This window comes from Pseudomonadales bacterium, from assembly GCA_041395665.1.
Taxonomy (GTDB): Bacteria; Pseudomonadota; Gammaproteobacteria; order Pseudomonadales; family UBA7239; genus UBA7239.
The window spans coordinates 37,890-53,552 of the sequence record JAWLAB010000005.1; the positions used below are offsets into that span (position 1 = coordinate 37,890).

General features: G+C 48.0%; 12 protein-coding genes and 1 pseudogene. 6 read left to right on the forward strand and 7 right to left on the reverse strand.

What is annotated here, in order from left to right:
- Positions 1-1,062, forward strand: a complete 1,062-nt coding sequence (locus R3E63_08030) for a hypothetical protein (protein MEZ5539878.1) — start codon at positions 1-3, stop codon at positions 1,060-1,062.
- Between the two features lie 30 nt (positions 1,063-1,092).
- Here R3E63_08030 and R3E63_08035 read toward each other — a convergent pair whose 3' ends face one another.
- Positions 1,093-1,812, reverse strand: a complete 720-nt coding sequence (locus R3E63_08035) for a lytic transglycosylase domain-containing protein (GenBank protein ID MEZ5539879.1) — start codon at positions 1,810-1,812, stop codon at positions 1,093-1,095.
- Between the two features lie 75 nt (positions 1,813-1,887).
- Here R3E63_08035 and aceK point away from each other — a divergent pair.
- Together aceK and R3E63_08045 are read left to right on the forward strand one after the other, a co-directional pair.
- Positions 1,888-3,638: pseudogene (aceK, locus tag R3E63_08040) on the forward strand (bifunctional isocitrate dehydrogenase kinase/phosphatase).
- Positions 3,635-4,231 carry a Maf family nucleotide pyrophosphatase gene (locus R3E63_08045; protein ID MEZ5539880.1) on the forward strand — a complete coding sequence of 199 codons (597 nt, stop codon included), beginning with the start codon at positions 3,635-3,637 and terminating at the stop codon, positions 4,229-4,231. Before aceK ends, R3E63_08045 begins: the two are co-directional and overlap by 4 nt.
- Here R3E63_08045 and R3E63_08050 read toward each other — a convergent pair.
- Positions 4,228-4,887: a TIGR00730 family Rossman fold protein gene (locus R3E63_08050; GenBank protein MEZ5539881.1), complete on the reverse strand. Its 660-nt coding sequence runs from the start codon at positions 4,885-4,887 to the stop codon at positions 4,228-4,230. The two genes, R3E63_08045 and R3E63_08050, sit on opposite strands and share 4 nt — an antisense overlap.
- Before the next feature lie 48 nt (positions 4,888-4,935).
- A complete protein-coding gene (locus tag R3E63_08055) occupies positions 4,936-6,588 on the reverse strand; it encodes a carboxylesterase/lipase family protein (GenBank protein MEZ5539882.1) in 1,653 nt (550 codons plus the stop codon).
- Between the two features lie 101 nt (positions 6,589-6,689).
- On the opposite strand from R3E63_08055, the gene lexA reads away from it, so the two are divergent.
- Positions 6,690-7,292, forward strand: coding sequence for a transcriptional repressor LexA (gene lexA / locus R3E63_08060; GenBank protein MEZ5539883.1), 603 nt, complete (start codon positions 6,690-6,692; stop codon positions 7,290-7,292).
- Positions 7,293-7,328: 36 nt separating this feature from the next.
- Here the strand turns inward: lexA and R3E63_08065 are convergent, their stop codons facing one another.
- Positions 7,329-8,321 (reverse strand): S49 family peptidase, encoded by a 993-nt coding sequence (locus R3E63_08065; GenBank protein MEZ5539884.1) that lies wholly within the window; start codon positions 8,319-8,321, stop codon positions 7,329-7,331.
- Between the two features lie 175 nt (positions 8,322-8,496).
- Between R3E63_08065 and R3E63_08070 the strand changes: the two genes are divergently transcribed.
- Complete coding sequence (locus tag R3E63_08070) at positions 8,497-10,809, forward strand: arylsulfatase (protein ID MEZ5539885.1); 2,313 nt, start codon at positions 8,497-8,499, stop codon at positions 10,807-10,809.
- Between the two features lie 70 nt (positions 10,810-10,879).
- Positions 10,880-13,204, forward strand: a complete 2,325-nt coding sequence (locus tag R3E63_08075) for an FdhF/YdeP family oxidoreductase (protein MEZ5539886.1) — start codon at positions 10,880-10,882, stop codon at positions 13,202-13,204.
- Positions 13,205-13,219: 15 nt separating this feature from the next.
- Here R3E63_08075 and R3E63_08080 read toward each other — a convergent pair whose 3' ends face one another.
- The 3 genes from R3E63_08080 to R3E63_08090 all read right to left on the reverse strand — a co-directional run bounded on the left by R3E63_08080 (position 13,220) and on the right by R3E63_08090 (position 15,621).
- Complete coding sequence (locus R3E63_08080) at positions 13,220-13,612, reverse strand: type II toxin-antitoxin system VapC family toxin (protein MEZ5539887.1); 393 nt, start codon at positions 13,610-13,612, stop codon at positions 13,220-13,222.
- Positions 13,612-13,842, reverse strand: coding sequence for a hypothetical protein (locus tag R3E63_08085; GenBank protein MEZ5539888.1), 231 nt, complete (start codon positions 13,840-13,842; stop codon positions 13,612-13,614). Before R3E63_08085 ends, R3E63_08080 begins: the two co-directional genes overlap by 1 nt.
- A 72-nt stretch (positions 13,843-13,914) precedes the next feature.
- Complete coding sequence (locus R3E63_08090; protein ID MEZ5539889.1) at positions 13,915-15,621, reverse strand: hypothetical protein; 1,707 nt, start codon at positions 15,619-15,621, stop codon at positions 13,915-13,917.
- Positions 15,622-15,663 lie beyond the last annotated feature (42 nt).

Here is a 15,663-nt window from a genome sequence, read left to right on the forward strand (position 1 = left end):
ATGCTGCGATTGATTCGATATTTTAGAGCGAAACCTACTCGTATTATCCATGCCACTATTTTATTAGGCATTGTAGTCTTTTTAGCCATCAACGCTAAAAATTTTATTTTTGGCATGGAGATGTTTGCCAAAATTGTTAACGATCCCGATCACAGAATGCAGTTGGGTGACAAACATTTTAACGGGCTAAACAGCGATGCCATTCGCTCTATCCATGAAGCCCGTGATATTAAAGACAGCGACTTCAACATCATTTTTCTTGGCGACTCCTTTATATACGGCTTCTTGCTCAACCGAGAACAATCACCCCCCTCTCAATTAGAAAATATTTTACGCAAGCACTACAACCGTGATGACATCAATGTCATCAACTTTGGCTGGACATCCAGCTCACCCTATTTAGATCTTCGGCTACTGAAAGAAATGGGAGAAAAATACAAGCCTGATTTAGTGCTACTCGCCGTCGATATGAGCGACTACAGAGACGAATGGTTCTATAAATCAATATTAGAGCGGCGCGGGGTTTATCAATTTATTGCGCGCTTTCCAAGAATCAGTTTCTTCATAAAAAAATCACTGGAAACACTAGAGCCATGGATCAACTGGCATGCCAAAATTTTCGGATACTCTGGGCAAGGCGGCTACTTTGTTGCCAAGCAACCCATGGAAGCATCACTCAATTTATTCGATGATATTTTTGATACGCTTTTACAAATTAATGACTACAGCACCAATACTTTGCACGCACCATTGATTGTTTTTATGCCGCCGCGACACTGGCAGTACACAGACAACGAGTCTCCAGATTCTTGGGAAAATGGCAGTTTTGATGCTCTTGGCCCTTACGCACTAGAAAACTATCGCTACTTTGCCATGCGCCAAAAAGAAACACCATACCCGCTGTTTACTTTACTCGATGAGTTCCGCTCCACCACTCAGCGCCCACTCACTTTTCGTGTGGATTCACATTGGAATAAGCACGGCGCTAAGTTTTTTGCTGAAAATGTGAGCGAAAAAATCTATCCAATTTTGGATAAAAGTCTACTGAATCAACAAGAATAAGCGACTGCCACTAAAGAAGCAGGCAGCACCTTAGAAGAAGGTGCGCTTAAAAATATTGTGCGAATGCGCAATTTTTTTCACATAGTCCTGCGTTTCAGGGAATGGCGGGATACCGTTGTACTTCACCACATTGTTTTCGCCTGCGTTATAGGCAGCAACAACAAACGGTAAGTTGCCTGGAAACAGTGTTTTGAGATAAGCCAAGTGGCGCACGCCTGCATCAATATTTCGCTGCGGATTATAAATTTGCTGCATACCTAAAGAGTACTGCCCTGCTGTGCTTGGCATTAACTGCATCAAGCCACGAGCGCCTGCGTGCGACACCGCTTCAGGATCGAAATTAGATTCCACTTGTATAACGGCTTTGACTAACGCGGCTTCAACACCGTATTTTGCTGCCGAAGTACGAATGTAATCATCGTACAGCGATGAATTTACCCATTTTCTTTTATAGCTGGAGCTACTCGCCCACATAGGCCAATCAGCGGCCGTGCGCCCTTTGCGCCCCATAAATTTACTGACGCCTTCTACATTTTTATCCTGACCAATCAGCTTGTAGGCGTAATCGTAACGAGGAACATTCGTCACCAATTTTTCGCCATTAGGCCCGCGATACACATAGTAATTGGCATCAGCCAACGGCGCGGCTAACAAAGTCGTTAGCGCAATTACGGAGCGAAACAACACGCGCTTGGGCTGTGATTTTGGTTGTGAAATAGCAATATTCTGAGTTGTATTTATTGTTTGCATAGCTCGTCTTTTCTACATGGCATTTATTATCTGCGTGATAGGATAATCAGCTCATCCATCACACCAAGTCATCAAATGTCAAACCTTGAACAGGCCACCGGCCTTATTCTTACCGGCTTTAGTCGCTATTTTCAATGCTTTCAGTTGATGACGCAGGGCGCTCGCGGGCTATTTGAGAAGGCTCGCTGGGCCGACGCACAGGATATATCCAAGCAACGCATTGATTTATATAAGGAAATTATTGAAGAAATCTCTCGCGAGCTACAGGAGCTCCTTAAAGAGCAATGTGCGGATATTTCTTTTTGGCAGGCACTAAAACCAGTTTTTCGCCAGCAAATTAGCTCGCTCGACAACCAAGAGCTATTGGAAACCTTTTACAACTCTGTCTGTTGCTACTTGTTTGGGCACGCACATGTCGATGAACACATGATGTTTGTTGCTGGCGACCCCAATCGTTCGCTAGGCCAAACCGATGATAGCTTGCTCAATCGCTATTCCATCGGCAGCAGCATTCGTGCACTGATTTATCGCATCCTGTCCGATTACCAACTCAATATCAGCATGGAAAACACTGAGCGCGATGTGCGCAATATCGTGTTAGCTATCAAAGAACGCGTTTTACCGAACATGAAAACAGAGCGCAGCAACATTACGGTTGAGGTGCTTAAATCCGTGTTTTATCGCAATAAAGGCGCCTATTTAGTCGGGCGTATTTACAGCAGCGACCGCCAGCAAATGCCATTTGTTATTCCTTTGATTAATAACGAACGCGGCGCAATGTTTGTTGATACCGCTATTTTTGATACTGACGATGTCAGCATCATTTTCTCTTTTACGCGCTCTTACTTTATGGTGGACACTCCGATCCCAGGGCAAATTGTCGCTTTCTTAAAACAATTAATGCCTAACAAAGAAATTGCCGAGCTTTACAACGCTATCGGGCAAAACAAACATGGAAAAACAGAATTTTATCGTAGCTTCCTTAAACACTTACAAAGCTCCGATGACCAATTTGTCATTGCCCCTGGCATTAAAGGCATGGTGATGTCTGTATTTACACTGCCTTCTTACGGCATTGTTTTCAAAATCATTAAAGATAAATTTGATCCACCCAAAGAAATGAGCCACGAAACTGTGCGTGAAAAATACCGCTTAGTATCTCGGCACGACCGCGTTGGCCGCATGGCAGACACGCAAGAATTCAGCCACTTTCGTTTCCCACTGAATCGCTTTTCCGATGAGCTGCTCGCAGAACTCAACAAAGTAGTTCCTCGCAAATCACCCTAGAAAACGACGAGATTGTTATCAACCATCTATACACTGAAAGAAAAATGATACCGCTCAATCTGTATTTACACGATGCGACAGATGAGCAAATTGAAGAAGCAATGGATGAATACGGCAATGCCATCAAACAAATCGCCGCTGCCAATATATTTCCGGGCGACATGCTGCTTAAAAACTTTGGCGTTACTCGACACGGCCGCGTTGTGTTTTATGATTACGATGAAATTTGTTTTTTGACGGAATGCGTGTTCCGCGAAATTCCTGAACCGCAAACAGAAGAACAAGAAATGGCTTCAAGCCCTTGGTACCATGTGGGACCTTTTGATGTTTTTCCCGAAGAATTCCGCCTATTTTTTACCGGCAACCCTAAAGCCAAACGCGCTTTCGAGAAATACCACAGCGATCTTTACCATGTGGATTTCTGGCGACAAATGCAAGACCGCATCGCGCATGGCAGCGTAGAAGATATTTTTCCTTATCGCCGTAAAAAACGCTTCACGCGCGAACTGCCACAAATTCGTTTCGACAATATCCAATGAAAACACTGGTACTGGCTTCATCCTCTCCTTATCGCAAAGCGCAGCTGCAAACACTGGGGTTGCCGTTTGTCTGCGCAAGCCCTGATATCGACGAATCCGCTCATCCGCATGAAACAGCCATATCACTGGCAGAACGCTTGGCCGTAGAAAAAGCGCGTGCGATTGCTATGCAATTTCCAAAAGCTTTAATTATCGGCGCCGATCAAACACTCGCCTTTGAAACGCAAATTCTCGGCAAGCCCGGAAATTATGATGCAGCCGTACAACAACTACAGATGCTGAGCGGAAAAACCGTTGTGCTTTACAGTGCACTTGCACTGTTTGATGCAGAAAACAATCAACTACAACAAGCGGTGATACCGACGACTGTTCGCTACCGCCAACTCAGCGCAGCACAAATTGCTTTTTATCTACAAAAAGACACGCCGTTTGATTGCGCAGGCAGCTGCAAAAGCGAATCACTGGGCATTGCTTTGTTGGAATCCGTGCGTAGTGAAGATCACAGCGCGCTGGTGGGATTGCCGTTGATAGCACTCACCACCATGCTCAATCAGGTGGGTTTTTCTCCATTACAGGCACACGAAGAAAACTAAAACCCACCACCAACAAGATCAGGGTACGCGTGGTGACGATCAACAATAATTTTTGCTGCCTCATCTGCAGAATCAACAATTTGAATTAAATCCAAATCTTCTTTAGAGATGCAGCCCGATGCCAACATGGTGTCATGCAACCAATTGAGAAGACCGCACCAAAAATCTCGCCCCACCAATACGATAGGAAATTTATCCACTTTTTTTGTTTGAACGAGAGTCAGCGCTTCAAATAATTCATCCATGGTGCCGAAACCACCGGGGTAAATTGCAAAACCGACCGTGTGCTTTACGAACATCATTTTGCGCACAAAAAAGTAACGAAAATTCATTGAAATGGTTTGATATTCGTTGGCGCCTTGCTCATGCGGCAATTCAATATTCAAACCGATAGAACTACCGCCCTGTTGGTATGCACCACGATTCGCCGCCTCCATAATACCGGGGCCACCACCCGTAATAACGGCCAAGCCTGCTTCCGCCAATAGCTGCCCTAAACGGCAGCTGTCTTGGTAATAAGGATCTGTCTCCGGTAAACGCGCACTGCCAAAAACAGTGACAGCAGGCCCCAAACCGGTGAGGTGTTCAATGCCATCTACTAGCTCCGCTTGGATACGCATCACGCGCCAAGCCTCCATCATTTTTGCACTATCCACCACGACTCTCCCGAACTGACAGGCAACACATTGTGCTGTCAGCTTACTTTATTGCCGCGCCGAAGTGGACGATAACTCAAACTGCTGCAACGCTCGGCGATGCTCTAGCCCTAATGCATTCCAAAATGCGCAAGTGTCGCGTTTGCTGGTATTGGAAATTGATAATTCACGATCAAACATCATCTGTTTTTTATCGTCCGTGCTGTTCACAATGTACAAAGGCCACACCAGCTGCTTGCCATCATTGGGATTGCCTGTGCGCGCAAATTGCGCCCAGTAATCCATCATACTGTTCGCCAAATTCAATTCCTTGCCCGCAAAAGTACCGAGAAACCAATTCATCGGTGAATGAAAAATAAACTGCAATTCAGCGCTGTGAAAAGCACCCAACTTGCGCATTTCCGGCAACACAAAACGCGCATCGGGATAAGTGAAAGTGTAGGCGTACACTGGTGTCCACGCAGCCAAGGTATCTGAGGTGCGATGGATATTGCACGCCATAAAGCTATCACCTAATACCTCTGATATCGCAGCGCCTGGATCGGCATATTTTTCCAGCGGATAACGCGCCTTTACTTTGTCGATAATTTCTTGATTATCACCAACTAAGTAGCGAATGCGTTTTTCATAATCTGTGGCTTTTAATGGCTTAAAACGATATTCATGGGAGAACATCACCATCAAACTGCCTTCATCATCATTATTGCCATTGATAACAGGAACACGATTGAAGTTTCCGGTACGGAAAAGCGTATCCATGTCATCAGGCAAGATTTTTTTATCAATCACTGGCCCCCAAACACCAAAACTGCCTTCGCCAAAAACAAACGCAGGATCATTGGGCAGCGCTTGCAAAATTTCTTCTGGTTTTTTGCTGCGCAAACATTGCAGGAGATCGCCGCGCCCTTCACAACCGGCGCGAATCGCCAACCATTCACCCTGTTTTTCTGCTGCAGACAAACTGGCGTTGTTACCAAAACAAGGGCCACTTTGTATGATCGCTTTCTGAAATAAATTTTTGCTCGCTGGCGAAGCCAAGTGCGCACAAACACTCATACCACCGGCAGATTCACCAAAAATCGTGACATTTTTTGGATCACCACCAAACGCTGCAATATTGTTTTGCACCCAGCGCAATGCCGCTTGTTGATCCATCAAACCATAATTACCTGAAGCGTATAAATTGCCCGATTTTTTTGATTCCGCCGACAGCGATGGATGCGCCATAAAACCCAGTGCGCCAACACGATATTGCATGCTCACCAACACCACATCGCCGCGTGCTGCTAAGCGCTGCATCGGCGTGCCTTGCAAACTGTCGCCGCCAATAAATCCACCGCCGTGAAACCACACCATCACTGGTTTAGGTTTGGCAGGTTTTGTATCTGGAGTTGCAACATTCAAATACAAGCAATCTTCCTGACCGCGCTGCATATACAACATGTATTGAAAACATTGCGGCGGCGCTTTTGTTGCCGCACGCGTACCTTGCCAATTCGCTGGCGGCTGCGGCGCTTGCCAACGCAAATTCCCTACGGGTGGCGCTGCATAGGGAATGCCGTAAAACAAATGCACGCCTTCTTTGATGAAGCCTTGCACTTCGCCCTGTGCCGTTTTCACAACAGGACCTTCTTGTTTACCTGAGCAGCCAGCTACACCACTCGCGCACAACAACACACACAACAACCATCGTTGAAACATTTTTCTTCCTCAAAATGATGGGCAGCACCTTAACGCAGCCCTTGCCGCTGTCGCATTACTGTATATAATCACAAGCTGGATATATAAACAGAGATGCCGTCATGCAGGAATTAACGCCTCGCCAACAGGAAATCCTCGACCTGATTCGCAACCACATTGACGAAACCGGCTACCCACCCACACGCGCGGAAATTGCCGTCAAGTTGGGCTTCAAATCCGCTAACGCTGCGGAGGAACATCTCAAGGCACTGGCACGCAAAGGCGCGATTGAGATGGTGGCAGGCGCATCGCGCGGCATTCGTCTACCAGAGCAACATCAGCAAGGCATTCCTGTGATTGGGCGCGTCGCAGCGGGTAACCCCATCCTCGCCGAACAACACATTGAAGATTACTGCCAAATTCCCGCCAATTTTTTTCATCCTGCCGTCGATTATTTCTTGCAAGTGCGCGGCGATAGCATGAAAGACATCGGCATCATGGATGGCGATTTACTCGCCGTACACAGCACCACGCAAGTGCGCAACGGACAAATTGTGGTGGCGCGCATTGAAGATGAAGTAACAGTGAAACGCTATCAAAAAGGCAAAAGCGCACATCAATTAACACTGCTGCCGGAAAACAGCGACTACGCGCCCATCGAAGTCGATTTACGCGAGCAAGCCTGCAATATCGAAGGTATCAGCGTCGGCGTGATTCGACGCTGAGTACGCTATTAAATCGCGCTGTATTTGTTATTACAGTTATTGCAATTGCAGCTCGCTAGAAACGCCCATTTTTTCAGCAAATGCAGCACCCGCGCTGGCGCCTAATTTCCCTGCCAAAGCATCAAAGGGATTTTTCTTAGGCGTGTAATCGACGATATCTTCTGCTTTCACGACATCGCGTGCGATTTGCCCCGGACTGCCCAAACCGTCAATTAAACCCAATTTCAGTGCCTGTTCACCGTTCCAAATCAAACCGGTAAACATTTCTGGTGTTTCTTTCAGGCGATTACCGCGACCATCACGCACGCGCTTAATAAATTGTTGATGCGTTTGATCCAATACTTGTTGCCAAAAGGCTGTTTCATCAGGCTTTGCCGGTGAAAACGGATCGAGAAAACTTTTGTGCGCGCCCGAAGTGTAATTCCGCCGCTCCACACCCAATTTATTCATCGCGTCGACAAAACCAAAACCGGCAGCGGTAACGCCAATAGAACCCACCAAGGAACTTTCACTGGCGTAAATTTTGTCAGCAGCGGAAGCGATGTAATACGCGCCCGACGCGCCAATATCACCAATCACTGCGTACAAAGGAATGGCAGGATATTTTGCGCGCAAGCGTTTAATTTCGTCGTACACATAATTGGATTGCACGGGGCTGCCGCCTGGGCTGTTCAACACCAGCAACACCGCTTTGGTTTTTTTGCTTTCAAACGCGGCACGCAAACCGGTGACGATGACATTGGCGCTGGCTTCGCTGTCTTCAGCGATGACACCGCGCACACGCACGACTGCTGTGTGATCTTTGGCGGCAGAAAATAGCTCGCTGCTACTGCCGCCTTGCTGAGTAATCGGTGAAAACAACAACATTGCACCAATCAAATAAACAAAAGTCAGGCATTTGAAAAACACACCCCAACGGCGCGCGCGACGCTGTTCGGTTTGCGATTCGCTGACTAACTTTTCCAACATATACCAAGAGCGATCTTGCTCATTTTGTGGCAGCGTTGTTTTCTTACCAAAACCAAACATAGCAATACCTTTAGTATTCAAAACATCAAATGATGCGGCGCGTCAGAATAACCGATGCACTCCTTTGAGACATCTACCGCTTCTACCGCCGAAATTGCCGTCATATACTCACACGGCTAAATGGATGAGACACAACGATGAATGCATTCAAAACCCATCTTGCGATAACTGCGCTATGCTTTTTAGCTCAGTAGGTTGCGGCAAAACGCCGATCACTCACACCTCCACGGCTGACGGCAAAGAAACAGTTTTCACGGGCGATGCAGAAAACAGTATTCGCAGCTCGACACCCGATTTTCGTTTAGACCCTAAAGCACCCGCCAATGCACCCAATGTGGTGATTGTGCTGGTGGATGATCTCGGCTACTCCGACACTTCGCCTTACGGCAGTGAAATTCGCACCCCCAATATTCAGCAGCTCGCCAACAATGGCTTGCGCTACAACCGCTTTACTGCCACGGCGATGTGTTCACCCACACGCGCCGCCTTGCTCACTGGCCTCAACCATCACTCCGCTGGCGTGGGCTGGGTAGCCGAATGGGATTTTGGCTACCCCGGTTATCGCGGCGAACTCACACCCAACGCCGTCACACTGCCGCAAATTTTGCAGCAAAACGGTTACGCCACTTACGCCGCCGGCAAATGGCATCTCACCAATGGTGAACACCGCTCACGCATCGGGCCTTTCGATTCTTGGCCAACACAAAAAGGTTTTGATCGCTATTGGGGATTTTTGGAAGGCGAAACCGATCAATTTGAACCCGCTGAAATTGTTAGCGGTAACGAAGTGCAAGAAACACCAAAAACACCCAACTATTATTTTCCTGATGATTTAAGCAATCACGCCATTCAAATGATTAAAGATTTGCGCGCCGTGAATCGCGAAAAACCATTCTTTCTTTATTACACCCCTGGCGCTGTACACGCACCGCATCACACCAAACCGGAAGATCGCGAACGCTATCGCGGGCAATACGCACAGGGTTGGGACAAAATTCGCGAGCAGCGATTAGATAAACAAAAACAACTCGGCATCGCGCCGCCTAACACCGTACTGACACAACACAACCCTCTGGTGAATGATTGGAACACGCTGTCGCCGGATCAAAAAAATATGTACGCGCGTTTTCAAGAAAACTACGCTGGCTTTGTTGATAACCTCGATCAACAAATTGGAAAACTGCGCGATTATTTACAACAAACAGGGCAGTTGGATAACACCATTTTTATTTTTATGTCGGATAACGGTGCCAGCCCCGAAGGTGACGCCGAAGGCCAATGGAATAGCCTCGCTTATTTTCACTACAACAAAACCACCACCGCTGAAAACCTGCCACACATTGCAGATTTAGGCGGCCCCACCACACACCCGCACTATCCTTTAGGTTGGGCGCAAGCCAGCAATACGCCATTCAAATACAACAAACGCAATGTCTTTGGCGGCGGCGTGAATGTGCCTTTTATTATCAGTTGGCCAAAAGGTATTGCAGCGAAAGGTGAAATTCGTCAGCAGTTTCATCATGTAAACGACATCACGCCCACACTGCTGGAGATGTTGGGCATCGAACAGCCGAAACAATACCAAGGCCACGATGTGAAACCGATGGAAGGCATCAGCTTTGCGTACAGCTTCACCAAACCGCAAGAACCTACGCATAAAAAAGAACAGTATTACGAATTGGAAGCTAATCGCGGTTACATCGCTGACGGTTGGAAAATTGCCAGCTACCGCGCAGGCAGCGACAAATACGATACCAATCAATGGGAGTTGTTTGATCTCAACAATGACTTTTCAGAATCTAAAAACCTTGCTGAAGAATATCCAAAAAAAGTGAAAGAGCTGGAACAAAAATGGTGGGATGCCGCCAAACAAAACCAAGTGTTACCGCTCGTGGATGTCGGTTTAATAGAACGCGCACTGTATTCAAAATTTGTACTACTGCCGCAACCTGCTCAAATGGTGTTCCCTGTCGGCGGTGGTTCTGTGCCGCACAACTTAGCACCGATTTTGCCCGGCAAGTCTTACACCATCACCGCCAACATTCAGCGCGATAGCGAGCAACAAAACGGCGTCATTGTTGCGCAAGGCGATCGCTTCTCAGGTTATTCGCTGTATTTGAAAAATAATCACTTGGTGTACGAGCGCAATACCGGTATTGATGTGATCCGCTTGGTATCCAATGATCCTGTACCGGCTGGCAATAGCAATATTCAATTTCGCTACGACAAAGTGTCCACCAGTTTTGCCGTTGCCAAAGGATTATTTTCTGAAGGTTTAGGTTTTAATTTACTGAGCGTACTCAAAGGCACTGGCACGCTGCTGATCAATGGCAAAGAAAGCGGCAGCGTGGTGATTGAGCAACCGTTTATGATCGGCTGGGAAGGTTTGGATATCGGCAGAGACACCGGTTCACCCGTTTCACCACAATACGAAGCACCCTTTCCTTTTGCTGGGCAGATGACCCATGTCACTTTTGACACATGGTGAGGCGTAACGGCATTTACAATATGCACCTCACCGCAAAATTCGCACACTCGCAGCGTTGGAGTTAGTCGCCATGCCTGAAGCCGTCAACACACAAGACATTCGCATCGACCACACAGATAAACCAGCGGGCGGGCGCGGCGCGGTCAAAAGCACCTTCCACGCCTACAGCGAACAGGGCATGTCACCGCTGAAAACGGTGTCGATGTTGCTGCAAGCCAACAAGCTCGCCAAGTTTGACTGCCCCGGCTGCGCCTTCCCCGACAAACCGGGCAAGCCCGCAGTTGATAGCTGCGAGCAAGGGCACAAAGCCATCGCGTGGGAGATGACGCGCAAAGCCACGACGCCAGAATTTTTTGCTAATCAAACATTGGAGCAACTGCGCGCGCGCAGCGATTACGGCTTGGAGTTCCAAGGCCGCCTGACCACGCCCATGCTCTACACCCGCGAAACGGGTATCTATTCGCCGATTTCTTGGGAGCGCGCCTTTGAAGTTGCCGCTGCCGAATTGGGCGCCATTGCACCTGAAGAAGCGGCGTTTTATGCCTCGGGGCGCAGCAGCAATGAAGCCGCCTTTTTGTGGCAGTTAGTCGCGCGCGCTTACGGCTGCGCCAACCTGCCCGACTCCTCCAATTTCTGTCACGAGCCTTCGGGCTTTGCGATGAAAGAATCCATCGGTGTCGGCAAAGGCACTTGTTCGCTGGATGATTTTGAACACGCCGATTTGATCATGGTGATCGGGCAAAACCCCGCCACCAACCACCCGCGCATGATGGGCGCACTGCACGAAGCCGCCGCACGCGGCACCAAAATCATCGCCATTAACCCGCTGCGCGAACGCGGTTTCACCAATTTCTCTGACCCCAAAGCCATGGGCGAAATGATCGCCAATACGGGCATGGCGGTAGCGCATCGTATCTACCAAGTGCGCATCGGCGGTGATCTCGCGCTGTTCAAAGGCGTGATGAAGCACTTGTTGGTGATGGACGCAGCAGCCAAAGCCAACGGCACGGCGCGCGTGTTGGACGAAGCATTTATTGCCGAACACACTCAAGGTTTTGAGGCGCTGTGCGCGGATTTGGCAGCCGCTTCGTGGGAGTCACTGACTGAGCAATCAGGCATCCCGCAAGCCGATATCTGTGAGCTGGCCGAGCTGTATGCCGCTGCACCCGCTGCAATGGCCACTTGGTGCATGGGGCTGACGCACCATGAAAACGGCGTACACACCATCCAGACACTACTGAATTTACTGCTGCTGCGCGGCAATATCGGCCGAAAAGGCGCAGGCGCAGTACCCGTGCGCGGACACAGCAATGTGCAAGGCGACCGCACCATGGGCGCAACTTCCGTGGTCTCTGAGCGCTGGCTGGACAACATGGCCACCACCTTCCCACTGGCTCGCTTTTCACGCGCTGCGGGTCTTGATGCAGGGCAAATGATGCCGCGCCTGTTCAAGGGCGAAATGCGCGCCTTCCTCACGCTGGGTGGCAACTTCGGCATCGCCGCACCTGATTCTATTCGCGTACTCGAAGGCCTCAGCCGCTGCCGCTTCACCCTGCACATCGCCACCAAACTCAACCGTACGCACTGCTATCCAGGTGAAGTTGGGCTGCTACTGCCCACACTCGGCCGCACCGACATCGACTTGCGCGGCGGCACCGCACAAACCGTTTCAGTGGAAGATTCCATGGGCAATGTGCGCACATCACAGGGCGTACAAGCGCCGCTCTCCGATCAAATGATGAGCGAACCAGCCATCGTCGCCCTGCTCGGCGATGCCTTGGCACCTCAAAGCGGCATCCCTTGGAAAATCATGGCCGACGACTACAGCGTGATTCGTGACAGCATCGAACGCTGCCAGCGCGGCCTCGTTGATGACTTCAGCGATTACAACCACAAGCTCGCCGAACAAGGCCGCTTCACACTCACCAACACTGCGCGTTTGCGCCAGTGGAAAACGCAGAGCGGCAAAGCCGAATTTCGTGTACACCCACTGCGCACATGCGGCCCCGTAGAGCGCGCGCGCGTCAAACACGGCAATGAAGTGTTAACGCTGATGACTGTGCGCTCCCACGACCAATTCAACACCACCGTTTACGGGCAGGATGATCGTTATCGCGGCGTGTTTGGTGGACGCAATGTGATATTTATGAACGACGGCGATATACAAACACGCGGTTTGCGCGATGGCGATTTAGTCGATTTACACAGTTGCGGCGATGAAGACGACACACGCACCGTGAAAAATTTCAAAGTCGTGCGCTACAACATTCCCGCTGGCTGCGCCGCTGCCTACTTCCCTGAGGCGACACCGCTGCTACAAGCGTCATCGCTCTCTGTTTGCACGCGCACACCGCCCTACAAAGAAATTCCGGTGTTGGTGAGTGCGGTGAAATAAATTCATCAATAAAAACTAAAACCAATCCTCTAATTCCAACGACTTAATCCGCCCAAACTCTTTTGTGTTGTGCGTGACCAAAGTGGCTTTTTGCGCGAGCGCAGTGGCAGCAATTAACACATCGTGAGCGCCAATCGGCTGACCACTTTTTTCAAGGCTGGCGCGAATCTGCGCTGCTGCCTGCGCTTCTTTTACACCAAACGCCAAAACTTGCGTGGCGGCGACAAACGCTTGTAATTGCTGGCGGCGCTTTGTTGGGGAGCTGGATTTAGCGATCCCCACTTCCAACTCGTACAGCACAATCGCAGGGACGGCGATATCGCTAGGAGTATGGCTCAGCAGTGTTTCCGATACGCGCCCCACGCCCTTAAAAAAATAGATGAGGGTATTGGTATCCAGCACCCACATTACAAGATTTCCCGCTGGCTATCGGGCTGTTCTTCACCGCGTATTTCCTCCAACGAGGGAAAGCTCTGCCAACTGCCCGCTGTTTCGCGCACCGCGTGCGGCCATTCTTCATTGAGTTTTTCACGGATGACCGCCGCAATCCATTTACTTTTGGAGAGCTTGCGCGCCTTGGCATCGGCCACCATTTTGGCTTCCAACCCGTCTTCAAGGTAGATTGTTACTTGTCCCACAAGCACCTCACCGTGTACACAAAAATATATGTGGGATTATATGTTTTTAAAATACAGCTGCAAGCCCGATGACTATGGAATCAACCCCAGCTTCTCAAACAGTATTTTTTCAATATCCGTTCCCCACACTTTGTAAGTGTGGATTTTAAAATCACGTTTGCGCTCAATCTCTTCCCGGTAATCTTCCAGCAAATAGTCGTATTGCCCTGTATTTAACCGATAGATCGCTTTAAATCTTTCCAGAGTGAATAATTCTTTGCTCGTGGTAATAAATTTAATGTGACGGTAGTACTCATCAAGCTTTTTATCTTTCAGTGTATTTTTTTCATCCAGAAAACTTTCAAAATACCCTTCTGGCAGTTCTTTTTCAAAATGGGATGTAAAGTTCATCCTCACCGAAGGGAGCATTACTATAAATGGATCAGTTAATCCAAAGTAGTCTAGGAGCAGTATCTCCGTTCCTGCGTAATACCCTGTGGCGCCTGTCGCACCAATAACGGCAACTTTATCGCCTGATTTTTTTAAATCGACACCAAACCTTACATCACTATCTTGATTCGCCGTTGCTGTACGCGCTTCATTATTGAACCACGCGATAGAAGAAGTTGAATAATAAGCTTTACGCATATCCACAACACCCATGGTTTGGATATCCGCATCTTGCGTCTCAGACCAAGGCAAATTTCTACCGTATGCCCACGGCCTCGTTACGGGGTTTTCAGTCGTCGTTAAGCCCAACACCACAAAAATAGGGATAAGAACCTTTAACTTATTCTTTATTCTGCTTTCAGATAAGGAAAATTTTTTAAAGATTTCAGCGAGTAGTAACGCAGCAACAAGGAACGGGTAACTCAAAAATCTTCCCAGCATATATTCCCCACCAATTGAAATGACATAGCAAAAATACACCACCATTCCAACAGCAAAAGCTTTCTTCCACGGCTCCAAGAAAAGCAAGCTCCCGATAAAACCAAAGCCTATCGCAGCCAGCATATAAGGATCAAAAACCATGTGCTGAAGTAGGTAGTTTATACCGCTTGCCAGCACAACATCTTCTGGAATTCCGTTAAAAATTTTTAGGTATGCCGTATTGGGCAGCGGCTTTCCGTAATACACAATACTAAATAGCAACCATGCAACTACAGGAAGCGCCGCAAGCGTTCCCGCTTTAAACAACAAGGAAATTTTTGGCAAATACTTGTACACCATATAAAGGAAAGGCGGCACAGAAAATAGAATAAGGTCTGGCCTTGCAAAGACAATTATCGCGGTAAGAAAGGTGATTACATAAAACTCTTTCTGTGGCAGCGTTTCTTTTGTAAAACCAAGCTGGGCCTTATATCTGTAATACAGGTACAAAATAAAAGCGAACCCTAGAATATTATCTAACCCCGAACTGGTGTAATCATAAAAGCTGCTCGACATTAATAAAATCAATATAAACAAACAGAATTCCACTGTTACGCCAAAAATTTTTTTTGCTGTAACCAAGAAAAAAGCAAATACTGCTGTATTTACTATAACCAGTGTTATAAAGATATTGTGTGTAAAAAAACCCACAACTACAAAGAGATAGAACCATCCAATACAGCTAAAAATTTGTGTTCGAATACCCGCATTCCACACTGGTCCATTTCCTATTCTGACTTGATCCAGAATGCGGTACCCAATAAAAGCATCTTCAGTTACCCAGAAGCTTTTAAAAAAAATAATCACAGCCAAAGCTATGCAAGCGTAGGTGAGCAGCTGGATGCCTCTACTTGTTATTACTCTCGCCATCAAGAGATCCATTAATTATGTGTAGTTAGGTCAGTGTTTTAG